Source organism: Streptomyces sp. NPDC005576 (assembly GCF_042871745.1).
Taxonomy (GTDB): domain Bacteria; phylum Actinomycetota; class Actinomycetes; order Streptomycetales; family Streptomycetaceae; genus Streptomyces.
Window position 1 is genome coordinate 457,389 of record NZ_JBIAJC010000002.1, and the last position, 21,103, is coordinate 478,491.

17 protein-coding genes and 3 tRNA genes are annotated in these 21,103 nt (G+C 73.6%); 9 read left to right on the forward strand and 11 right to left on the reverse strand.

Annotated elements, in window-relative coordinates:
- Nucleotides 1-166 precede the first annotated feature (166 nt).
- From ACFYPN_RS05425 to ACFYPN_RS05435, 3 genes are all read left to right on the forward strand, one after another.
- Nucleotides 167-946, forward strand: a complete 780-nt coding sequence (locus tag ACFYPN_RS05425) for an HAD-IIA family hydrolase (protein ID WP_358757286.1) — start codon at nucleotides 167-169, stop codon at nucleotides 944-946.
- Between the two features lie 93 nt (nucleotides 947-1,039).
- Complete coding sequence (locus ACFYPN_RS05430; protein WP_358757284.1) at nucleotides 1,040-1,600, forward strand: hypothetical protein; 561 nt, start codon at nucleotides 1,040-1,042, stop codon at nucleotides 1,598-1,600.
- Between the two features lies 1 nt (nucleotide 1,601).
- Nucleotides 1,602-2,279, forward strand: coding sequence for a class F sortase (locus ACFYPN_RS05435; RefSeq protein ID WP_358757282.1), 678 nt, complete (start codon nucleotides 1,602-1,604; stop codon nucleotides 2,277-2,279).
- Between the two features lie 317 nt (nucleotides 2,280-2,596).
- Here ACFYPN_RS05435 and ACFYPN_RS05440 read toward each other — a convergent pair.
- Nucleotides 2,597-2,670 (reverse strand) — tRNA-Lys (locus tag ACFYPN_RS05440).
- Nucleotides 2,671-2,858: 188 nt separating this feature from the next.
- Here ACFYPN_RS05440 and ACFYPN_RS05445 point away from each other — a divergent pair.
- The 3 genes from ACFYPN_RS05445 to ACFYPN_RS05455 all read left to right on the forward strand — a co-directional run bounded on the left by ACFYPN_RS05445 (nucleotide 2,859) and on the right by ACFYPN_RS05455 (nucleotide 6,769).
- Nucleotides 2,859-4,160 carry a peptidoglycan-binding protein gene (locus tag ACFYPN_RS05445; RefSeq protein WP_389296783.1) on the forward strand — a complete coding sequence of 434 codons (1,302 nt, stop codon included), beginning with the start codon at nucleotides 2,859-2,861 and terminating at the stop codon, nucleotides 4,158-4,160.
- Between the two features lie 120 nt (nucleotides 4,161-4,280).
- Nucleotides 4,281-5,966 (forward strand): SPFH domain-containing protein, encoded by a 1,686-nt coding sequence (locus ACFYPN_RS05450; protein ID WP_389296785.1) that lies wholly within the window; start codon nucleotides 4,281-4,283, stop codon nucleotides 5,964-5,966.
- A gap of 212 nt (nucleotides 5,967-6,178) precedes the next feature.
- Entirely contained in the window at nucleotides 6,179-6,769 is a 591-nt protein-coding gene (locus ACFYPN_RS05455) for a lytic polysaccharide monooxygenase (protein WP_358757276.1), read from the forward strand.
- A 248-nt stretch (nucleotides 6,770-7,017) separates the two neighbouring features.
- Here the strand turns inward: ACFYPN_RS05455 and ACFYPN_RS05460 are convergent.
- Nucleotides 7,018-7,091: transfer RNA gene (locus ACFYPN_RS05460), tRNA-Lys, on the reverse strand.
- A 104-nt stretch (nucleotides 7,092-7,195) separates the two neighbouring features.
- Nucleotides 7,196-7,954: an IclR family transcriptional regulator gene (locus ACFYPN_RS05465; protein ID WP_389296787.1), complete on the reverse strand. Its 759-nt coding sequence runs from the start codon at nucleotides 7,952-7,954 to the stop codon at nucleotides 7,196-7,198.
- 474 nt (nucleotides 7,955-8,428) lie between these two features.
- Here ACFYPN_RS05465 and ACFYPN_RS05470 point away from each other — a divergent pair, with 474 nt between their 5' ends.
- On the forward strand, nucleotides 8,429-9,193 hold the full coding sequence (locus ACFYPN_RS05470; RefSeq protein WP_358757272.1) for a decarboxylase: 765 nt from the start codon (nucleotides 8,429-8,431) through the stop codon (nucleotides 9,191-9,193).
- Between the two features lie 131 nt (nucleotides 9,194-9,324).
- Entirely contained in the window at nucleotides 9,325-10,467 is a 1,143-nt protein-coding gene (locus ACFYPN_RS05475) for an LLM class flavin-dependent oxidoreductase (RefSeq protein ID WP_358757270.1), read from the forward strand.
- A 74-nt stretch (nucleotides 10,468-10,541) separates the two neighbouring features.
- On the opposite strand, the gene ACFYPN_RS05480 is transcribed toward ACFYPN_RS05475, so the two are convergent.
- On the reverse strand, nucleotides 10,542-12,407 hold the full coding sequence (locus ACFYPN_RS05480; protein WP_389296789.1) for a putative bifunctional diguanylate cyclase/phosphodiesterase: 1,866 nt from the start codon (nucleotides 12,405-12,407) through the stop codon (nucleotides 10,542-10,544).
- 494 nt (nucleotides 12,408-12,901) lie between these two features.
- Between ACFYPN_RS05480 and ACFYPN_RS05485 the strand changes: the two genes are divergently transcribed.
- Entirely contained in the window at nucleotides 12,902-14,143 is a 1,242-nt protein-coding gene (locus ACFYPN_RS05485; protein ID WP_358757266.1) for a M6 family metalloprotease domain-containing protein, read from the forward strand.
- An 87-nt stretch (nucleotides 14,144-14,230) separates the two neighbouring features.
- On the opposite strand, the gene ACFYPN_RS05490 is transcribed toward ACFYPN_RS05485, so the two are convergent.
- The 7 genes from ACFYPN_RS05490 to ACFYPN_RS05520 all read right to left on the reverse strand — a co-directional run bounded on the left by ACFYPN_RS05490 (nucleotide 14,231) and on the right by ACFYPN_RS05520 (nucleotide 20,979).
- A tRNA-Lys gene (locus tag ACFYPN_RS05490) sits at nucleotides 14,231-14,304 on the reverse strand.
- Complete coding sequence (locus ACFYPN_RS05495) at nucleotides 14,295-14,975, reverse strand: bifunctional DNA primase/polymerase (RefSeq protein WP_389296790.1); 681 nt, start codon at nucleotides 14,973-14,975, stop codon at nucleotides 14,295-14,297. The genes ACFYPN_RS05490 and ACFYPN_RS05495 overlap by 10 nt, the downstream gene beginning before the upstream one ends.
- Nucleotides 14,976-15,152: 177 nt before the next feature.
- Nucleotides 15,153-15,494 carry a hypothetical protein gene (locus tag ACFYPN_RS05500; protein WP_358757262.1) on the reverse strand — a complete coding sequence of 114 codons (342 nt, stop codon included), beginning with the start codon at nucleotides 15,492-15,494 and terminating at the stop codon, nucleotides 15,153-15,155.
- A 362-nt stretch (nucleotides 15,495-15,856) separates the two neighbouring features.
- Nucleotides 15,857-17,215, reverse strand: coding sequence for an AAA domain-containing protein (locus ACFYPN_RS05505; RefSeq protein ID WP_389296977.1), 1,359 nt, complete (start codon nucleotides 17,213-17,215; stop codon nucleotides 15,857-15,859).
- 5 nt (nucleotides 17,216-17,220) lie between these two features.
- On the reverse strand, nucleotides 17,221-18,873 hold the full coding sequence (locus tag ACFYPN_RS05510; RefSeq protein WP_389296793.1) for a hypothetical protein: 1,653 nt from the start codon (nucleotides 18,871-18,873) through the stop codon (nucleotides 17,221-17,223).
- Nucleotides 18,864-20,129 carry a hypothetical protein gene (locus ACFYPN_RS05515; RefSeq protein ID WP_358757258.1) on the reverse strand — a complete coding sequence of 422 codons (1,266 nt, stop codon included), beginning with the start codon at nucleotides 20,127-20,129 and terminating at the stop codon, nucleotides 18,864-18,866. The genes ACFYPN_RS05510 and ACFYPN_RS05515 overlap by 10 nt, the downstream gene beginning before the upstream one ends.
- Nucleotides 20,014-20,979, reverse strand: a complete 966-nt coding sequence (locus tag ACFYPN_RS05520; protein ID WP_358757256.1) for a phosphatase PAP2 family protein — start codon at nucleotides 20,977-20,979, stop codon at nucleotides 20,014-20,016. The genes ACFYPN_RS05515 and ACFYPN_RS05520 overlap by 116 nt, the downstream gene beginning before the upstream one ends.
- Nucleotides 20,980-21,103 lie beyond the last annotated feature (124 nt).

The window sequence follows — 21,103 nt, forward strand, 5'->3', positions numbered from 1 at the left end:
ACCGAGGGGTCCACCACGCCCCGGACCTGCCGCGATCCGACCCCCTCCGCGTGATCGATACGGGCCACCTTTCGGCCTAAACTCGGGACGCCGGCGCCGCACACCGCAGTGCCGCCGGCGTCCCCAGCACCTCGGGTGCACCGTGCGTACGGCAGGAGTCCGTGTGATGGCAGAGCGCAAGCCGATCGAGTCCTGGCTGACCGACATGGACGGGGTCCTCATCCACGAGGGAACGCCCATTCCCGGCGCGGACGCGTTCATCAAGCGGCTGCGGGAGTCGGGGAAACCCTTCCTCGTCCTCACCAACAACTCCATCTACACCGCCCGCGACCTGCACGCCCGGCTCAGTCGCATGGGCCTCGACGTCCCGGTCGAGAACATCTGGACCTCCGCCCTGGCGACCGCCCGGTTCCTCGACGACCAGCGCCCCGGCGGCACGGCGTACGTCATCGGCGAGGCGGGTCTCACCACCGCGCTGCACGACATCGGCTACGTCCTCACCGATCACGCCCCCGACTACGTGGTGCTCGGCGAGACCCGTACGTACAGCTTCGAGGCGCTGACCAAGGCGATCCGGCTGATCAACGCGGGCGCCCGCTTCATCTGCACCAACCCGGACGAGACCGGTCCGTCCGCCGAGGGCCCGCTGCCGGCCACCGGTTCCGTCGCGGCCCTGATCACCAAGGCCACCGGCAAGGAGCCGTACTTCGCCGGCAAGCCCAACCCGCTGATGATGCGGACCGGGCTCAACGCCATCGGCGCGCACTCCGAGACCAGCGCGATGATCGGCGACCGGATGGACACCGACGTGCTGGCCGGTCTGGAGGCCGGAATGGAGACGTTCCTGGTGCTCACGGGGCTCACCGCCACCGCCGACATCGACCGCTACCCCTTCCGCCCGTCCAACGTCGTGGACTCCATCGCGGACCTGGTCGACCTGGTCTGACACCCGCACGGGGGTGTCCGTACGTCGCCCGACCGGGCGACAGCGGATGCGGGAAGCGGGCGTACGGGTGAACCTTCCGTCAGGAGGTTCACGATGCGTTCACTGCCCCTCACCATCTGCACCACCGCGGCGGTCGCGGCGATATCCGTCTCCGCGCCCGCCGCACTGGCCGCCCGGAACGACGAGGGCACCCTGCGGGTGACCCCGTCGACCGTCGTTCCGGGCGGCGAGGTCGAGCTCTGGTCCGACGCCTGCGGCAAGGGGACGGAGGGCGTCGGCGACTCCGACGCCTTCGTCGCCCCGGTGCGGTTCGGCCCCGCCGCCGGGTGGACCCCGCCCAAGGGCCTCCGGGCCGGGGCCCGTGTCCGGTACGACGCCGGGGCCGGCCGGTACGACGTCACCCTCCGCTGCGAGGGCCGGGGCGGCAGGGGCGGCCGGGCCACCGCCACCCTCACCGTGGTGCACCACGCCCGGCCGACCCCGGTCGCCCCCGTCCGCGCGGGCGGCGGCGGTACCGCCGAACTCGCCACGCCGGCCACGGAGTCCGGCGGGCCGGGCATCCGCCATGTGGTGGCCGGGCTGGCGCTCGCCGCCGCCGCGGCGGCCACCGCTGCTTTCCGCGGCGCACGCCGCCGCCGTCCGGCCGCGGACTGACGTGTCCGCCGCCTCTCGCCCGGCAGGTACCGGGCGGCTGCTCACCGGAGTGGCGTGGGCCGTGCTCCTGCTCGGCCTCTGGCTCTGGGGCCGTGAGTCCGACGGAGGGCTCGGCGGCAGTTCGGCGCCCACCACCGGCGACGTCGCGGCGGTCGGCCGCCCCCTCGGGATGCCGCTGCCCCCGGCGCACGATCCGCTGGACGCCTCCCCGCCGCGCGCGGTCGCGATCCCGTCCGTCGGGATCGACGCCCCCGTCGTCGGCCGCGGCCTCGACCGTGCGGGAGCGGTCGATCCGCCCCCGTTCGCGACCCCGGGGACCGTCGGCTGGTACGACGACGGCGCCGAACCCGGCACCGAAGGGGCCGCGATCATGGTCGGCCACGTCGACACGGAGACGGAGCCCGCCGTCTTCTACGGCCTGAGCGCGACCCGGCCCGGCGCCGAGATCCGGGTGACCCGGGCCGACGGCACGATCGCCGAGTTCACCGTCGACGACGTGCAGGTCTTCACCCGGGCCCGCTTCGACGCCCGGAAGGCGTACGGGCAGCGCCAGGACGGGCGGGCCGAACTCCGGCTGATCACCTGCGGCGGTACGTACGACCGCGCCGCGCACGCCTACACCGCCAATGTCGTCGTCTCCGCCTACCTCACGGGAGAGAACGCCGACGACACCACCTGAGACGGCCCCGACCGCGCCGCCCCCGGTCGCGAGGTGTTCCGGGGCCCCCGCGCGGGGAGAATCACCAGAGGCGTTCCGTAACGGTTCCTGTGCGGAGAGTCACTATCCGGTGTGGCGCGTGCAGGCCGCGCGACTCCGGTCCGCGCCCGTGGTCGGGCGGGGTGCGAGGTGCGAAGAGGTGTCGCGCGGATGCGTGAGGAGATACGAGAGGTGGCAGCGAGCCCCGCGGTGTGCGCGGGGCGGGGGCGGACGTCCCGGCGTGGGCCGGGTGACGAACAAGGCCCCCTCACGTGAAGTGAGAGGGCCTTGACTCTGCGTGCGCCGCCAGGGACTCGAACCCCGGACCCGCTGATTAAGAGTCAGCTGCTCTAACCAACTGAGCTAGCGGCGCCTGCTGACCTGGAGAACATTACCGGATTCCGCAGCATGCTCCTGACCATTTTCCGTGACGCCACGCCCTGTCGCATGGTCGTTTTTTCTCTTTGATCCGTCAAAATGCGATTTGTCATGAGAGTGCAGACGCTGACACGCGTCGCGGAAGGCCTGAAAAAATCTTGACAAGTGCGGAGGGGAATCGACATGACCACTGTCCCGGCCTTCGAGGAGTACGAACCCGCCACCGACTGCGGCTGTGCCGGCTGCGCCCTCCAGCGGCGCGCGGCGGCGGCCCGGACCCTGCCGCCCCGGCTGGGCGGCCATCCCGCCGCGCACGGGGCACGTCGTGCCCTGGTGCTCGCCACGGCCGCCGGGGTGGTCCTCTCCGCCGGTGCTGCCGAGGCGGTCGCCCCGGCCGGCCGCACCGCCGGGCCCGTCCGTGCGGAGGACGTGAGCGGCCCCGGGCCCACGACCCCGCAGGGGCAGGCCGGACCGCTGAGGGACGGCGGAGCCCAGGCCCCGCCCCCCGCGAACGCGCCCCTGCTCCTGAGGGCCACCACCCGCGACGAGATCATCTCCCGCGCGAAGACGTGGGTGGCCGCGAAGGTGCCGTACGACATGGAGAAGTACTGGTCCGACGGGTACCGCCAGGACTGTTCCGGCTACGTCTCGATGGCCTGGGACCTGGGCGGCAACGAGTGGACCGGCAGCCTCTCCTCGTACGGCACGCGGATCGCGCGCACGCGGCTGGAACCGGGCGACATCCTGCTCTTCCACAACCCCGCCGACCCCAACGAGGGGTCGCACGTCACGATCTTCGGCGGCTGGACCAACAGCGCGCACACCCAGTACATGGCGTACGAGCAGACGCCCCCGGCCACCCGGAAGAAGACCACCCCTCTCGCGTACTGGAGCAACTCCGACATGTACGTGGCCTACCGCTACAAGGGACTCACCGGAGGTTCCGCCGGCAGCTCGCCGACCGGTTTCCCGGGCGCCGCCGCGTTCGGGCCGGGAGCCCGCAACGCCCACGTCACCCGCCTCGGCTCCCTGCTCGTCGCGCGCGGCGGGAAACGTTTCTACACCGAGGGCCCCGGACCCGCCTGGAGCGAGGCGGACCGGCGAGCGACCCGCGCGTTCCAGCAGGCGCAGGGGTGGAAGGGCGCGCACGCGGACGGCCTGCCCGGCCCCGACACCTGGCGCCGGCTCGTCAACGGCACCGGGAGGAACATCCCGGCGGCCGGGTCGGGAGGCAGTTCGAGCGTGGTGCCGCCCTTCCCCGGACGGGGCTATTTCCGGCCGGGTCAATCGAACGCCCATGTCGAGCGGCTCGGCAGGCAGTTGGTGGAGAAGGGGTACGACCGGCACTACGTGTCCGGGCCGGGCCGCCGCTGGACCGAGGCGGACCGGCGCAACGTGGAGGCGTTCCAGCGGGCCCAGGGCTGGCGCGGCGGCGTGGCGGACGGCTACCCGGGACCGGACACCTGGCGGCGGCTCTTCTCGTGAGGGCCCGAGCCGGGCCCGGGAGCCCGAGGGCCGCCCCGTCGGAGCGGCGGATCGACAGCTCCGGATCGCCGGAGTACGGAAAGGGAACGGTGGCGCGTGTACGGAGACGAGGAAGACCGCGTGGGGGCGGGCCGTGGCACGGGAGACGGTACGGACCCGGTCCCGCGCCGGGGGCCGGTGCGGGACCCCGGCCGCGACGGAGACGGCGAGCCGCGTGCGGAAGGCGGTACGGACGGCGGGGGTCCGTGCGTGGACGTGGTGCTGGAACTCGTGCAGAGCGAGGCGGAGACCTCCTCGATGCGCACGGTTTCGGCCACCGTCTCGGTGCCCGCCGGAGGCGCGGACGGAGGTCCCACCGACGAGACCGACGAGACCGACGGAACCGACGACGCGGACGACACCGACGCGACCGGCGGAGCCGGGTGGGCTGCCGGGGGAGGGGTGGTCGGGGGCGGGGGGAGCGTGGGTGACGCGCGTACCGGGCAGTCGCCCGCGGGGGAGGCATTCGTCGTCGAGGTGCCCGCCCCGACCACCGGCCTCCGCGAGGACGACCGGTGGGGCACCGGCCGCCGCCGGCCGGTCATCGCCAACGACTCCACCGCGTCCATCCCGGTCCACCTGCTCTTCCGCGACGAACCCCGGAACGAACCCCGCGACGGTGCCCGCGATCCCGGTGCCGGTGCCGGGGCCGGGTTCCTCCCACGTGCCGGTGGTGGTGTACCGGACCCGTACGGATCGCCCGGAGGCGACCCGCGACGGACCGCCCGAGTCGCCCCGCTCCCCGTCGCCGTGGCCCACCACGCACCGCCGGCCGACCGGTCCGGGGCCGTGTCCGGGGCGCGGCGGCCGCCCGTACCCCGTTCGCCGCAGGTCGGTCCGCCGACCCGGCCCGCGCCCGTCGCCGATCCCCGGTTGCGCGAGCGCCCCGGACCGGCCCTGCCCGGCTGGGTGGCCGTGCTCACCGGAATGACCGGCCTCGCCGCCGTGCTGGTGGTCCTCTGGTGGGTGGGCGCCCTGCCGGGTACGGCGCAGAGGCGGCTCGGCGTCGGGCCGCGTCCGTACGAGGGCATCGGCATCGGTCTCTGGGCGGTGCTCGCGGTGCTGGTCACCGTGGTGCTCTTCGCGTTCGGCGGCCTCGGGCGCGGGCGGGTCGGGTACGCCCTGGTGCTGACCCTCTTCGGCGACTACCGGGGGAGTGTCCGGCGTACCGGGCTCGTCTGGGTCTCGCCGCTGCTGCTCCGCCGCCGCACCGACGTGCGGCTGCGGCACTGGCGGAGCGAGCCGATGCCCGCCGTGGACGCGAACGGTACGGCGCTGCGGGTCACCGTCCTCGTCGTCTGGCGGGTCGAGGACACCGTCCGGGCGGTGCTGGGGGTCGCGGACCACGAGACGTATCTGCGGGAGCAGGTCGAGGCGGCGATGGCCCGGGTCCTCTCGCAACTGCCCGCCGACGCCTTCCACGAGGACGCCCCCACGCTGCGGAACGCCGAGGCGGTCGGGGACGCGCTGACACGGCTGCTGAAGGCGGAGTGCGAACCGGTCGGGGTGGAGGTCTACTCGGCGCAGCCGACCGGGATCGAGTACGCCCCCGAGGTCGCGGCAGCGATGCAGCGCCGCCGGGTCGCGGCGCTCGACGCCCGGCACCGGGACAGCGTCCTGACCTCCGTGGTGGACGCGGTCGACGACACCGTCAACCGGCTCACCACGCGCGGGCTCGTCGCGCTCGACGATTACGAACGCAAGGCCCTCGTCAGGGACTTGACGGTGGCCTTCTACACCGGGCGGGGTGGTGGCGAAGGGATCTGAGGGGCCCGTCGGGGGCCGTCGGTACCGGCGGGGTGGGTCGGGCCCGGCGGGGTCCGTGCGGCGGTGCAGGGTAGCGAAACGGAATGCCGTCACGCATTGGTCTGGACATGTTCACGCCACGTCAATACTGTGGAACTTGGTCTAGACCGCACGACCGCGCGCTTCACGAGCAGTGCTCACCGAGAAGTTCCCCTGTACCTGAGGAGCGAAGCATGCGTAAGAGGACAAGCGCGGCCGTGGTCGGCCTCGCGATTCTGGGCGCTTCGGCGCTCGCCACCAGCAGCGCCAGCAGCCACGGCTACACCGACTCCCCCATCAGCCGCCAGAAGCTCTGTGCCAACGGCACGGTCACCAACTGCGGCAACATCCAGTGGGAGCCGCAGAGCGTCGAGGGCCCGAAGGGCTTCCCGACCGCCGGTCCCGCGGACGGGAAGATCTGCTCCGCCAACCACGGCGAGTTCGCGCAGCTCGACGACCCGCGCGGGGGTGCCTGGCCCGCCACGCAACTCACCGGCGGCCAGTCGTACAACTTCCGCTGGCAGTTCACCGCCCGTCACGCCACGACGGACTTCCGGTACTACATCACCAAGCAGGGCTGGGATTCCACGAAGCCCCTCACCCGGGCCGCTCTGGACCCGCAGCCGTTCCTGACGGTGCCGTACAACAACCAGCAGCCGCCGGCCACGCTCACCCACGCGGGCACCATCCCCAGCGGGAAGACCGGTCGGCACCTGATCCTGGCGGTGTGGACGGTCGCGGACACCGCGAACGCGTTCTACTCCTGCTCGGACGTGAAGTTCTGACCCCCGCGCCGGAGGCAGGGGTGCTCGACGGCCCCCGTACCGGCACGGGTGCGAGAAGCGCCGGCCCGAGAGGCACCGGCGTGAGCGGGACGGGGAGCACGAGCGGCGACGGCCGGACGTGATGCCCCGGAGATGAAGCGCGGCCGTTCGGGCGGGACGGCCGGGTCCACGAACCGCCGTGAAGAGGCGGGACGGCGCAACGCAGTGGGGCGGTCTCCGATACCGGAGACCGCCCCACTGTCGTGTCGTGCGCCGCCAGGGACTCGAACCCCGGACCCGCTGATTAAGAGTCAGCTGCTCTAACCAACTGAGCTAGCGGCGCCTGCTGACTCGAAAATAATACCTGGTCCGAAGGGGTGCTGACGACATCCGCCCCGCGGAGCCCGGACGGAACGGGGGCGGGCCGGTCCGCCCCCGGCGTGTCGGTCAGAGCGCCAGCGACAGCAGGACCGGCGCAGCCTGCTGGTTCAGCACTTCGGCGGCCTCGCGCAGGCGGTAGGTGTCGCCGACCGGGAGCGACAGGGCCAGACAGCCCGCGGAGCCGCCGGCCGTCAGCGGGACCGCCGCGCAGACCGTACCCACCGCGTACTCCTGGAGGTCCAGCATCGGGACCGTCGCCGGATGGTGGTCGAGGGCGGCCAGCAGCACCTTCTCGTCCGTGATGGTCCGGGAGGTGAGCCGCGCCGTGCGGTGGCGCGCGATGTGGTCGCGCCGGGCGGTCGGGTCCAACTGGGCCAGCAGGCACTTGCCGACCGCGCTGGCGTGCGCCGCCGAGCGGAAGTCGACCCACTCGTTGACCGCGGGGGTGAGGGGGCCGTCGAGCACCTGGGTCACCGTGACCTCGCCGTCGACGTACCGGCTGATGTAGACCGCCGCGCCGACGGTGTCGCGCAGCTGCGCCAGGGCGCGCTGGAGCCGTTCCTCCAGGGCCAGGCGCCGGGTGGGTCCCGAGCCGAGGAGGAGGAGTGAGGCGCCGAGGACGTACGCGCCGTCCGCGACCTGCTCGACGTACCCCTCGCGGCGCAGCGTCAGCAGCAGAGAGGTGAGCCGGGCGGACGGCAGTCCGGTCTCCCGTGCGATCTGCGTCTCGGTCACACCGTCGCCGTGGTGGGAGACCGTCTCGAGCACGCGGAAGGCGTGCTGCACCGCGTGGAACGGCGCTGTTGGTTCCGGTCGCAATGTCACGGTGCCCCCCTGCCCAAGGTCCGACCGCAAAGCTTTGCGTCCACGATAGTGGCGAAGAAGTGTCCGTGGCAGGGGTGTTGGCCACTTCTTGCCCCATCTGTGCCGTCCTGGGCTGGGACGCATCCGGGCGGCATATGCCAGAGTCATGATCTGGGTTGGCAAATGCCAGGTCACGGGGGTGCGCAGGCGTTCCCATGCCCGGGGAACGTCCCGGAGGGCGCGGGGAATTTTTCCGGTCGCTGCGATTCGACCACCTGTCCTCCGTCGAACATCAGCGCCGACTTCCGGGCCCCGCGCGGTGTCCGCCGGACGCTGCCCGGGCCGTCCCGCGCGGTCCGGGTGGGTGCGACGGCGGATGTCGGGAACACTGGAGTGAGAGGAAGAGACAGGGGCGACTGCCGGGCCGGCCGCACCGTCCGTGCGCGGCCCGCCCCTGACCCGGACCGCTGGTCCGGGTGACAAGGAAGGGTGGACATGACGACCGTCGGACTTCTCTACCCGGGCGAATGCGCCGAGGACGACTTCCCGCGGATCGAGATCACGCTGGACAGCGACATCAGACTGCCTCTGTTCCGCACCGGGATCGGCGACGACGTCCGCCATGTGCAGGCCCTGCGCGAGCTGGGCTCCGCCGAGCGACTGGACGCCGGTGTGGAGGAGCTCCGGCTCGCCGGCGCCGAGTCCCTGGTGTGGGCCTGCACGGGCGGCAGCTTCGTACTCGGCCGCGACGGCGCCCAGGAGCAGATCAACGCCCTGGCGCGCTCCGCCGGTCTCCCCGCCTCCAGCACGTCCTTCGCCTTCGTGCACGCGGTGGAGGAACTCGGGGTCCGGCGGGTCGCCGTCGCCGCGACCTACCCCGACGAGGTCGCCGCCCTCTTCAGCGACTTCCTGACGGCCGCCGGTATCGAGGTGGTCGCCACCCGGGGCAGCGGGATCATCACCGGGGCCGAGGTGGCCGGCTGGGGCCCGGACCTCACCCGGGAGCTCGCCGTCGCCGGCGACCACCCGGACGCGGAGGCGGTCCTCCTCCCGGACACCGCCCTGCACACCGCGGCGCAGGTCACCGAATTGGAAGAACTTCTCGGAAAGCCGGTCCTCGCGGCCAACCCGGTCACCGTCTGGGAGGGGCTGCGGCTCGCCGACCGGCACATCTGGGCCCCCGCGCTCGGCGCTCTCTTCGCCACCCGCGAGCCCCCGCTCGGCACCGTCGAACCGCGCGGACTCGAAGTACGCGAATGAGGCGGTCGGGCCGGTGACGGGGCCCCGTGCTCCCGCCGCCGCGGCACCTCCGCCGGAATAAGCGGAGCCGCCCTCCTGTTGCACGGGTTCGATACGCATACGTATGACCAGTGGCACCGGGAGAGCGACACGTGGACGAGAACCGAGGCGACGAGATCCGCACCGACGGCGACGGAGCCGCCGACGGCAGGGCCGGCACCATCAGGGGCGCGGCGGGCGGGACCGCCCCCGTCCCCCTGTCGGTCCTCGACCTGGTCACCGTGGGCAAGGGCAGTACCGCGAGCGAGGCCCTCCGTACCAGCGTGGACATCGTGAAGCTGGCCGAGCGGCGCGGCTTCCACCGCTACTGGGTCGCCGAGCACCACTCCATGCCCGGAGTCGCCTCGTCCTCACCGGCCGTGATCCTGGCGCACCTCGCCGCCCACACCGACCGCATCCGGCTCGGTTCGGGCGGCGTGATGCTGCCCAACCACGCCCCCCTCGTCATCGCGGAGCAGTTCGGCACCCTGGAGGCGATGGCCCCCGGCCGCGTCGACCTCGGCCTCGGCCGCGCCCCCGGTACGGACGGCGCCACGGCCGCCGCGCTGCGCCGGAGCGACCGGCTCAACGAGGGCGCCGACGACTTTCCGCAGCAGCTCGCCGAACTGACCCGCTTCCTGGACGACGACTTCCCGGACGGCCACCCCTACTCCCGCATCCACGCCGTCCCCGGCCCGGTGCAGGCCACCTCGGACGGCGGGGTGCAGTCGCCCGCCCGGCCGCCGGTCTGGCTCCTCGGTTCGTCCGGCTTCTCCGCCCGGCTGGCCGGCGTCCTCGGGCTGCCCTTCGCCTTCGCGCACCACTTCTCGGCCCGGAACACCATTCCGGCCCTGGACCTCTACCGGGAGTCCTTCCAGCCCTCCGAGGTGCTCGACGCCCCGTACGCCCTGATCGGCGCCGCCGCCCTCGCGGCCGACACCGAGGCCGAGGCCCGCCGCCAGGTGCTCACCGGCGCGCTCAGCATGCTGCGGCTGCGCAGCGGCCGCCCGGGCCTGGTGCCCACCCCGGAGGAGGCCGAGGCCCACACCTTCGGCCCGCTGGAGAGCGACTTCGTGGACGAGTGGCTCGGCAACATCGTGTACGGCACCTCCGAGCAGGTCCGCGCGGGCCTGGACGACCTGGCCAAGCGGACCGGTGCCGACGAGCTGATGATCACCGCCAACGCGCACGGCGGCGAGGCCCGGCTGCGCAGTTACGAGCTCATCGCCGACGCGTACGGCCTGCCCACGCTCTGAGCTGCCCACGCTCCTGCCTGCCCACGCTCAGACCCGGCCACCCTCCACGTGGCGTTCCCTCCGGTGCCCCGTCCTCACGGGGCGCCGGAGGCCGGTCGTTCCCCGGCCGTTCCGCCCGCGTCGATCAGTTCGTCGATCCGCTCCGGTGCGACCGCCCGCGAGTACAGCCAGCCCTGCCCGGTGTCGCAGCCGATCCGGCGCAGCCGCTCGGCCTGCTCGGTCGTCTCCACGCACTCCGCCGTCACGGTCAGCCCCAGCCGGTGCGCCAGCTCCACCAGCGCCTCCACGATCGTCTCGTCGGCCGGGCTCGGGTGCGTACCGCCGTCGTCGTACCGGAAGCCGCGGACGAAGGAGCCGTCCAGCTTGAGTACGGAGACGGGGAGCCGGCTCAGGTAGGCGAGGTTGGAGTAGCCGGTGCCGAAGTCGTCGATGGCGATCCGTACGCCCATGTCGCTCAGTGCCTGGAGGGCCCGCAGCGGGCGGCCCGCCGACCCCATGACGGCGGACTCGGTCAGCTCCAGTTGCAGCAGTCCGGGGTCGAGGCCCGTCTCGGCGAGGATGTCCCCGACCTCGGCGACCAGGTCCGAGTCCCAGACCTGCCGCACGGCGACGTTGACGCTGACGAACAGCGCCGGCCCGTCCGGGTGGTCCAGCTGCCAGCGGCGCGCCTGGCGGCAGGCCGTACGCAGCACCCAGCGGCCCAGCCGGACGATCGAGCCGTCCTCCTCGGCGATGGCGACGAAACGGTTCGGCCCCAGCATCCCGAACTGCGGGTGGTTCCACCGCACCAGCGCCTCGACGCCCCGCACGACCCCGTCCGCCATGCCGACCAGCGGCTGGTACTCAAGGACGAACTCGCCGCGGTCGACGGCCGGCCTGAGCGTCGAGGAGAGCGCTTGCCGGGTCATCCGATGGGCGTTGCGTTCGGGGTCGAAGAGGGTCCAGCGGGCCCTGCCGTCCGCCTTCGCCCAGTAGAGCGTGGTGTCGGCGGCCTGCATCAGCCCGGTGGGGGAGGTGCCGGCCGACGCGCGTTCCACCACCCCGATCGAGGCGGAGACCGAGAGCCGCTGCCCGGCCAGGTCGAACGGCTGCTGCACCGCTGTGAGCAGCGCCTCCGCAAGGTCCAGCAGCTGCTGGGTGCCCTGTGACTCCTCGACCAGCACCGCGAACTCGTCGCCCCCGAGCCGCGCGACGAAGTGACTGCCGTCGCGGTGGTGCGGGTCGCGCCCGGCGACCTCGCTCAGCCGTCCGGCCACGGCTGCGAGCAGCCGGTCGCCCGTCCCGTGTCCCAGGGTGTCGTTGACGGCCTTGAAGCCGTCCAGATCGAGATAGCAGAGCCCGATCCGGCCGGGGCGCGGCAGCAGCGAGCTGTCCTGGAACGGCGACAGGTCCAGCGCGGCCGAGAGCCGCTCGAAGAAGAGGGTCCGGTTGGGCAGCCGGGTCACGGCGTCGTGCATCTGGAGGTGGCGCAGCCGCTGCTGGAGTTCGTGCCGGTCGCTGATGTCGACCACCGTCAGCAGCGACCGCCCCGGGGCGCCCGCCGAGGGGTCGGCCATCGGCACCACGGTGATCTCCGCCCAGAGCGGCCGCCCGTCGCGGTGCTTGAGCCGGCGGGTGCAGCGGAACCGGGAACGCCGCCCGCGCAGCACCTCGCGGTAGGCCCGCCAGGCGTGGTCGTCCGGGGTGAGACCGACGAGTGCGGCGGCGGGCAGCCCGGCGAGGCCGTCGGCGCCGGTGCCCACCATCCGGGCGAGCGTCTCGTTGGCCCGGACGACCGCCCCCGCGCCGTCCACGACCGCCATGGCGAAGGTGGCACTGCGGAAGGCGGACCGGTAGTCGAGCAGCGCGGTCTCCGGCTGGTGACGCTCCGTGTCCGCCGTCGGGTGCGCGCCGGGGGACGTGCCTGCCGGGGCCCGGTGCCCTTCGGAGGTTCCGCTCACCGCTCGCTCCCGCTGTGCAGATTGTCGTGAACAGGTGTGGCCGGACCGGCCACCGGGTGGAGCGCCCCGGGCCGGGGCACGAACCACGCGGGAAAACGTGAGGAAGCATAGAGGGTGCGGTGCCGGCGCTTCCAGCCCGGCCCGCCCGTGCGCTGCCGCCGCTCGGGTCCGGGTGGGTGTCCACGTGCCCTCGGCCGCCCTGCGGAAGGTTCCGGTACCGCTCCGTCCGGTCTCCCGTTTTGCCCGCCACCGTTCCCTTCTGTACGACTGCGTTCTCGGTCGGCGTCCCACTGTCGGATTCCGAGAAGCGGATGTCCGTATGTGACGTTACGTGATCACTGGCTTCCGGCTGGCGCGTCACCGGTGCGAGCGGGCCGGCCCCGGAGCGCCCCCCCGGGCCCCGCCGCACCCGTGTGGGGCAGCCCAGCGGGCGGCGCGCGGTGATCGGGCACAGGGTGGAGCGAGGCGTTCCGCATTTCCACCCGGAGGTAGATGTGCCGCGACAGCACGGGCCCGGGGGGATGGAGAAGCCGAGTCCGCGCGGAGTGACGGCGGCGCTCACCGCTCTCATGGCGCTGGCCGCGATGTCACTCGTCGCCGGTCCGGCCGCCGCCGCGTACGCGGGTGTGAAGCCGTGCGCACTGCCCCGTACCCCGGCCCACCACTCGCTGGGACTCGACAACTGGAACGGCGCCTACCCGCGCCCGGTCCGGCGCCTCGACGCAGTCATGATCTTCCTGTCCTTCCCGGACGCCGACCCGGTCGTCCCGCCGGACGCACTCGCCGCCGACTACTTCCCCTCGACCACCGCGTTCTTCGAGCGGGCCAGCTACGGCACCTTCACCCTCGCCGCGCACCCGCAGAAGCGCTGGGTGCGGATGCCGCACCCGTCCACCTGGTACGGCATAGCGCGCGACTGGGACTCCGGCCGGCGGACCTCCTACCTGCACGACGCGATCAGGGCCGCGGACCCGCAGGTCGACTTCTCGGCGTACGACATCGTCTACCTGGTCGCCGACCCCGACGCCCCGGGCGTCGACTCCGACGCCACCAAGGTCGTCAACTTCGACCACCCGATCACCGCCGACTCCACGGACATCAGGCGCGTGGTCACCGTCTTCGAACAGCATCCGCCCGACCGCAACGTCCTCGCCCACGAGACCGGGCACGTCTTCGACCTCGCCGACCTCTACCACCGCCCCACGGACGGCAAGGGCGACTGGGACACGTACGTCGGCGACTGGGACGTCATGGGCAGCCAGTTCGGTCTGGCGCCGGACCTCTTCGCCTGGCACAAGTGGAAGCTCGGGTGGCTCGGCGACCGGCAGGTGGTCTGCGTCCAGGGCAGCGCCGACGTGACCCTGGAGCCGGTCGCCGCGGCCCCCGTCCCCGGCGGCACCATGGGCACCCGGCTCGCCGTCGTCAGGACGGGCGAGGACAGCGCGCTGGCCGTCGAGGCCCGCGGCGCCACCGGTAACGACCGGGCGACCTGCACCGAGGGCGTGCTGATCTACCGGGTGCGCAGCGGTACGGCCTCCGGAGGCGGCCCGGTGGAGGTGCTGGACACCCACCCGGAGACCGAGGCCTGCTGGGACCGCTCGGTCTACCCGCCGCTGGCGGACGCCCCGCTCGGAGTCGGGGAGACGTACAGCGTGCCGGGGGAGCGGACCCGGATCGAGGTCGCCGACCGCACCCCGTCCGGCTCCTGGACCGTACGGATCACCACCGGCACCTGAGCCCTCCCGGGGGAGGCGGGCCTCCCCCCGGGAGGCGAAGGGGACACGAAGAAGCCCCCCGCTCGCGCGAGGGGCTTCTTCCGTCGGTGCGCCGCCAGGGACTCGAACCCCGGACCCGCTGATTAAGAGTCAGCTGCTCTAACCAACTGAGCTAGCGGCGCCTGCTGACGTCGTAGACATTAGCACCCGGATCAGCCGGAGGAAAAATCGAGTAATCGGACACCGGGGGGACCGGGGTCCGGGCCGCCCGTACACACGCCCACCGCAGTACGTCGGGGCCGGGCAGCCAGGGAGTACGGGTGTCGGGGGCGACCACCCACTGCGGCCCCGGGGCGGTGGTGTCGCAGGCCAGCGGCGGTACGGTCACCGCGTCACCGGTGCCGTGACAGAGCACCGGGGGCAGGGTGCGCGAGGAGGTGTCCCGGCGTGTCGCGCCCGTGCCCCACTCCTCCCAGGCCAGCAGGGAGGGCAGCCGCTGCGCGGTGCCGGGGGTCGCGAAAAGCAGGGTCCGGCCGCGATGGGTCGCGACGGGACCGGAGCCCGGGCCCTCCGCCCAGAGCCGCTCCAGCATCCGCCGCCCGAAGAGCGCGGGGACGCTGACCACGTCGAACGCGGTGCCGCACGGCAGGACGCCCGGTGACGCGGGGCTCGCCCGCCAGCGGGTGAGGGTGGTGCGCGGGTTCGCGGTGGCGCCGGCGAGCCAGACGGCTCCCGCAGGGGTGACCTCGGCGGGCTGGTGTGCGGCCTGACTCCGCAGGGGAGGGAGGGTACCGACGCCGGAGCGCGGGTTGCGGGCCTGCAGGGACGTTTCGTCTTCCAGCCATGCGGTCATGGAGACAGGTCTACCGGGCGTGACGGGACTGACGCCGAGAGTCGTCGAATCCAGGACAGGGCATCACCGTGCCGGGTATCTTGCCCGCGGGCATATGCCAGAAGCTGTACCCGGAGTGACCGTGCCGGGGGCGGGGGCGCCGGACAGGTCTCAGGAGCGGCATTCAGGGGGCTGGGGTCAGGGGCGCGGTGACTTCAGCAGGGACCGGCCGAATTCGATCATTTTCTCCGCGTAGTCCTCGGTCCACTCCGCGCGCTCCGCGACGTCGGCGGGGGTGAGCCGGTCGAAGCGGCGGGGGTCGGCGAGCTGGGCGGCCGCGACGGCCTGGAACTCGATGCTCCGGTCGGTGGCCGCCCGGAACGCGTGCGTCAGCTCGGTCGCGCGGGAGAGCAACTCCGCCGGGTCGTCCATCGACTCCAGGTTGAAGAAGTGCTCGGGGTCGGACGTCGCCGCCGCGGGCTCGAAGAGCAGCGGGGCGGGGCGCATCCTCGGCTGCGCGTTCCGGTCGGCTTCTGCCATGTGCGTTTTCCTCCTCCGGGAAGGCCGGACGGCCACCCTCCATTGTCCAACCCGGCGCAAGTCCGGTGTCCGGGTCCCCAGCCCGTCCCTGGTGACGAACGTGCCCGGCACACCGAATGATTCCGCGCTCGCGGACATGCCGGTGCGCCCGGAGGTGCCCGTGGCCCCGGGCACCGCCGTGGTCCCCACGAGCTGTCCGCCGTACGCCACGGTGGCCCCGAACAAGTCTGTCCGGGCCGCCCGGCCGGAAAACACCGTCCGGAAGTGTTCGGCCCGCGCGCTCCCCCCGTACCCGTCGATGAGCGGGCGCGGCGGGGCCGAGTACCAGGGACCCCGGCAGCCCCACGTCAACAGCCCTTTCGTCAACCGCCCCAGGGCACCCGGTGCTTCGACCAGTGCTCCCAGGTGGACTGCATGGCCTCCCAGCCGTCCGGGAACTTCACCTCCACGCCGAGCTGCACCGGTTCCGTCGACGGGTGCGCGTCCAGCAGGTCGGCGACCCCCGCCCGGCACACCACGACGCAGGCGTGGCGGTGGCGGGAGGCCAGTACGCAGAGCCGGCCCGTCTCCAGGTGGAAGGCGGTGGCGTCGGGCCGTCCGGAGAGTGGGTGGAGGACCACCGTGACGTCGAACTCCCGGCCCTGGAGCCGGTTCGCGGTGTCCACCGCGACGCCGGTGACCCCCAGCCCGGCGAGCGCGACGCGTACTGCCGCCGCCTGGTCGCGGTGGGCCGTACCTACCGCTATCCGGTCCGCCGTCACCGGGACCGGGCCCGCCGCGCGTTCGCTGGTCGCGGTGGTGCCCCGGTCCAGCAGCCTGCGGACCACCAGCGCCACCGCGCGTACCGCCTCCGGGTCGGTGCGCGGGGTGTGGCGGGCGGGCAGCTCCAGCAGCCCCCAGCCGGCCTCCGCCGCCACATCCAGCACCCGGTCGGGGCCCGAGCCGTCCGAGGCCTCCGTGAAAGCCAGCGTCCGGTCCCCGTGGCCGGTGCCGCTGCGGAACGGGGTGTACGGGTAGAACGCGTCCGACACCAGGGGCGCGGCCGAGGCCGGCAGCCGCCAGGAGACCGGCAACCGGTGCTGCGGCAGCCGCGGGTTGTGCGCCAGCAGGGTGGAGACCGCGCTCGCCGACGGGTCGTGGCTCAGTCCCGCCCACTGGTCCGCGCCCACGATCGAGAACGGGTCCAACTGGCCCGGGTCGCCGACGAAGAGCGCCCGCCGGAAGAGACCGGCCACGGCGAGCAGCGCGTCCGACCGCATCTGGTACGCCTCGTCGACGATCGCGTGCTCCCACGGCTCCACGTTCTTCACGTGCGCCCACTTCGCGGCCGTCGAGACGACCACGTCGAGCCCGGCCAGATCGGCCGCCTTCGCCGACTTGCGGACGTTCTCCAGGTCGTCCAGCGCCTTGTCGTACGGGTCGGAGTCGCTGCTGTGCAACCGCCCCACCGGCAGCTCGGGCTCCTTCTCCGCGAGCCGCAGCACCAGGTCGTCGACCTGGGCATTGGTCTGCGCGATCACCATCAACGGGCGCCCGGCCGCGACGAGTTCCAGTGCGGCGCGGACCACCAGGGTGGACTTGCCCGCACCCGGCGGGGAGTTGACCACGACACCCGGGGAGCTGCCGCTCAGGGTGTCGGCGAGGATCGCGCCGGTGGCCCGCGCCGCCGCCGCCCCCGGGTCGAACGCCCCGGTCGCCGTGAGGTCCTCCGCCCTCGTCACGTCGGTCACAGCACATCCTCCGGGGTGACGGCGTCGGGCTGCTCGGCGGTCGCACCCGGCGGGCCACCGTGCGTCCACGGGGTCTCCTCCGCGTCCGGCAGCGCCGGACCGCCGCGCTGGTCGTGCTCGAAGAGCGTCCACACCGTGCGGTCGCCGGGCGAGGGGAGCGACCCGGGGGCCGGCTCCTTGCCGCGCCCCATCCGGTCCAGGACCCGCAGCACCAACAGCACCTCGGAGCCGTCCTCCGGCGCGTCGGCGCCCTCGGTGTGCTCGGTGTGCTCGGTGTCCTCAGGGGCCTGTCCCGCGTACCCCACGAACTCCGCCGACTGCGGCTTGCCGTCGAGCGAGCGGTACACCTTCGTCCGCTCGCCCACCTGCGGGCGCTCGACCGTGCGGACCGTGACCAGCGGACGCGGGGAAGGGCGCTTCGACTCCGTGTACGCCATCTCCACCCCGGTCACCTCGCCGACGAACGCCTCGCCGTTCAGCCGGCGGCCGGCCAGCACCAGCGGATCGTCCAACGCCTCCTGCGCGTCCAGCCGCGCCTGCGCGGTCTCCCGGGAGGACAGCTTCCGGGCCGCCGTCACCGCGTCGTCCCGGCGTGGCTGCGGCGGCTCCCCGGAGCGCACCTTGTCCCGGTGGCCGGTGAACGACCAGCGGTCGCCCGTCCACCGCTCCTCGGCCCTGGCCCCCTCCGGCAGCTCCCGCAGCCGGTCGAGCCCGCGCCACACGGCGTCCCAGGTCGGGAGCAGCACTCCGGCCAGCAGCGAACGGATCTCCCGCTCGGCGGCGTGCAGTTCCCCGAGCCGCCCGTCCGCCTCCAGCCCGTCCTGGACGGCTGCGAGCGCGGTGCGGGCACGGTCGTACCGCTCGATCGCGGGCGCCAGCAGCCGGTTGTCGAACGCCGGGTCGGTGGCCGGGCCGGCGGGCGGGCAGACCAACTGGCCGTCCCGGCCCCGCTCCAGCTCCGCCCGGAGCGCCGCCTGAGCGCCCGGGACGCCGTCCGGCGGGTCGATCCAGGCGAGCAGCGCCCCCAGGTGCTGGTCCTCCACACTGCTCTGCCCCGTGGCCCAATGGCGGTTCAGCAGATCGGTGGTGGCCAGCAGCAACGAGGAACCCGGCACCCGGGCCCGCTCCGCGTAGTGCGTCAGCCAGCGGCCGAGCAGCGGCACCCGGGGCGGGGCCGGATAGGGGGTGTCCGGATCGTCCTCGGCGGTACGCCGGAACCGCATCGACCGCCCCAGCAGCCGCACCAGGTCGAGCCCCGCCCGGCTCGGCACGATCAACTGCGCGGCGTCCACGCACAGCTCGACCTCGACCTTGACCTTCTTGCCGGTCTCCGGATCGGTCTCGCTCCGCTCGGCGGGCTCCACCACGTCCGCGTACGCCTCGATGTGCGGCAGCACCAGCTCGGCCAGCTCCGCCAGGAACGCGAACCGCAGATCGCGGTCGCGCGGCTGCGCCACCGCCAGCAGCGTCGGCGCCTCCCGGTCGGTGCCCACCAGTGCGCCCAGCGGGGCACCCGCCTCGCCCGAGGTGGTCAGCGGTACGAGGACGAGCGGCCGGTCGGTCAGATGGCGGTGGCGCACGGTGGCGAGCGGCTGGGCCCGCCCGCTGTCCACGGCTTCCATCCGCGCCAGGGTGCTGATCAGTGACATGCCGTGGTGCCTTCCCGAGCCGTGCCTTCCCGAGCCGTGCCTGTCCGAGCCGTGCCTTCCGGTGCCCGCGTGCGCGGGACCGCCGCGCCCTCCAGCGCCTCGGCGCGCAGGGCCGCCGCCCGGCGGAGCGCGGCGACCGCCGGGTCGGCCGGGTCGCCCTCCTTGCCGGCGGCCGCGTCGAGCACCGCGCGGATGGTCGTCAGGCCGCCCAGCTCACCGCTCACCCCGCGCCCCAGCGTCCGCACCGCGTCCTGGGCCCGGGACCTCGCCCGGCAGTGGAACGCGAGCTCGCAGGCGGCCAGGCACTCCGGGGCGTACGCCGCCGGGACCGCCTCGACGGCGGCGGTCAGCTCCTCGGCCGAACGCTCCGGATCAAAGCTCGCGCCCTCCGGGAGCAGGGCGGCGATCTCCTCGATGCGGGTGAGCCGGGTCAGCTGGCGCCGGGTCACCGCGCGCTGCTTCCGTACGTCCACCACGGAGCCGGCCGGCAGGTTGGAGAAGTCCTTCGGGCAGACGAGGAGGACGTCGTGCGCCACCTCGGCACCCTCGGTACGGGCGGCGACCGCCTCCAGGGCCAGGACGTAGACCGCCGACTGGCGGGCGGCGGCACCGACCTTCGCCGCGTCGGCCGAACCGTCGATCATCGGGAAGGACTTGATCTCGATGACCGTCCACCGGCCGTCGGGATGCACCACCACGGCGTCCGGTTCCAGGTACGCGGGGGAGCCCGCCACCTCCAGAGCCAGCATCGGATGGTCCAGCAGGCTCCAGCCCCCGGCCGCGGTCGCCTCGCGCAGCGCCAGCGCGGTCCTGGCCGTCCGTCCCTCGGGGCCGGCCGCCGTCAGATCGGGGACCCGGGCGCCCTGCGGCGGCTCGCCACCGCCGCCCAGGCTCTCGTGCAGCAGGCGCAGCAGCTCGGTGCCGCCGTCCGCCTTGACCCGCGCCTCGAAGGCGTTGCCCCGCATGAAGGCGAACTGGGACTGGCCGTACCCCGAGGGGGAGCCGAGCGCCTCGGCCAGCCCGGTCTTGTCGACCCCGGCGCCGTCGAGCAGCGCCCGCCGCTTGCAGCCGGGGTTGGCGGCGAGGGCGGCCAGCGCGCGGGCGTCCAGTGGGTGCGGGACGACCGTCGGTCCGCGCAGCTCAGCGAGCCGCTGCCGGAGCGCTGTCGCCGGAGGCCGCCCGGCCGGGGGAGCCGGAGGCTTGGGGCGCGTCGCTGGGATGTGCGGAGGGGGTCCGCCGGCCGGGGAATCGCTCACCCGCCGAAGTCTCGCATCCGCTACTGACAATCGGGGACCGCGTCGCCACAACCGTGCTCCCCCGTGCGCGCAACCGGGAGACGGAAGCCCGCAGCCGGGCCGAGACGCCGGCGGCCGCCCGCATGACCGGGCGGGCCAGCAGCGCGCCCGCGCCCATCACCGCGACGCCCGCCACCGCGTCGAGGAAGTAATGGTTGGCGGTGCCCATCACCACGAAGACGATCGTCAGGGGGTAGAGCACGCCGAGCGCGCGCAGCAGCGGATGCCGCCCGTACCGCCACAGCAGCACCCCGCACCAGAGCGCCCACCCCACGTGGAGGCTCGGCATCGCCGCGTACTGGTTGGTCATGCCGCCGAGTCCGCGCGGGGCGCTCGCCTCCGCGCCCCACCACCCGTAGGAGCTGTACTGCGCCATGGTGTCGACGAAGCCGTGCCGGGCGTCGAGGAGCCGGGGCGGACAGGTCGGCATCAGCGTGAAGCCGATCAGACCGATCAGGGTGGAGGTCAGCAGCCAGGTGCGGGCCGCGCGGTAGGCGGCGGCGCGGCGCCGGTACATCCAGAAGAGCAGGGCCGGCGTGACGAGGTAGTGCAGCGAGGCGTACGCGAAGTCGGCGGGTATGCCCAGCGAGGAGTGCGCGGTCAGCAACCGGTTGAGCGGGTGTTCGAGGTTCAGGTGGAGCGACTTCTCCACCCGGAGTATCGAGAGGCCGTGGTCGACGGCGGTCGATATGTCACCGCGCACCAGCAGCCGGCCGACCGAGTAGAGCCCGTACACCCCCGCCAGGAGCGGCAGCTCCGTCCACCAGCGGGGCCGGTGCCCGGAGGCGCGTACGGGTGTGGCGTGCGGCATCCGGTGGCTCTCCCCTGTTCAAGCGTCCGACGGCGAGCGTTCAACCGTACGGCGGTCGTCGGTCGCGATTTCCCCCGGGGGGTCCCTTTCGCACACCCCTGCCCGCGACCTGCCGCCGGCGGCG

Coding starts and splice junctions, on each gene's coding strand:
- ACFYPN_RS05425 (WP_358757286.1), top strand. CDS start 167: ATGGCAGAGCGCAAGCCGATCGAGTCCTGGCTGACCGACATGGACGGG.
- ACFYPN_RS05430 (WP_358757284.1), top strand. CDS start 1,040: ATGCGTTCACTGCCCCTCACCATCTGCACCACCGCGGCGGTCGCGGCG.
- ACFYPN_RS05445 (WP_389296783.1), top strand. CDS start 2,859: ATGACCACTGTCCCGGCCTTCGAGGAGTACGAACCCGCCACCGACTGC.
- ACFYPN_RS05455 (WP_358757276.1), top strand. CDS start 6,179: ATGCGTAAGAGGACAAGCGCGGCCGTGGTCGGCCTCGCGATTCTGGGC.
- ACFYPN_RS05470 (WP_358757272.1), top strand. CDS start 8,429: ATGACGACCGTCGGACTTCTCTACCCGGGCGAATGCGCCGAGGACGAC.
- ACFYPN_RS05495 (WP_389296790.1), bottom strand. CDS start 14,975: ATGACCGCATGGCTGGAAGACGAAACGTCCCTGCAGGCCCGCAACCCG.
- ACFYPN_RS05500 (WP_358757262.1), bottom strand. CDS start 15,494: ATGGCAGAAGCCGACCGGAACGCGCAGCCGAGGATGCGCCCCGCCCCG.
- ACFYPN_RS05510 (WP_389296793.1), bottom strand. CDS start 18,873: ATGTCACTGATCAGCACCCTGGCGCGGATGGAAGCCGTGGACAGCGGG.
- ACFYPN_RS05520 (WP_358757256.1), bottom strand. CDS start 20,979: ATGCCGCACGCCACACCCGTACGCGCCTCCGGGCACCGGCCCCGCTGG.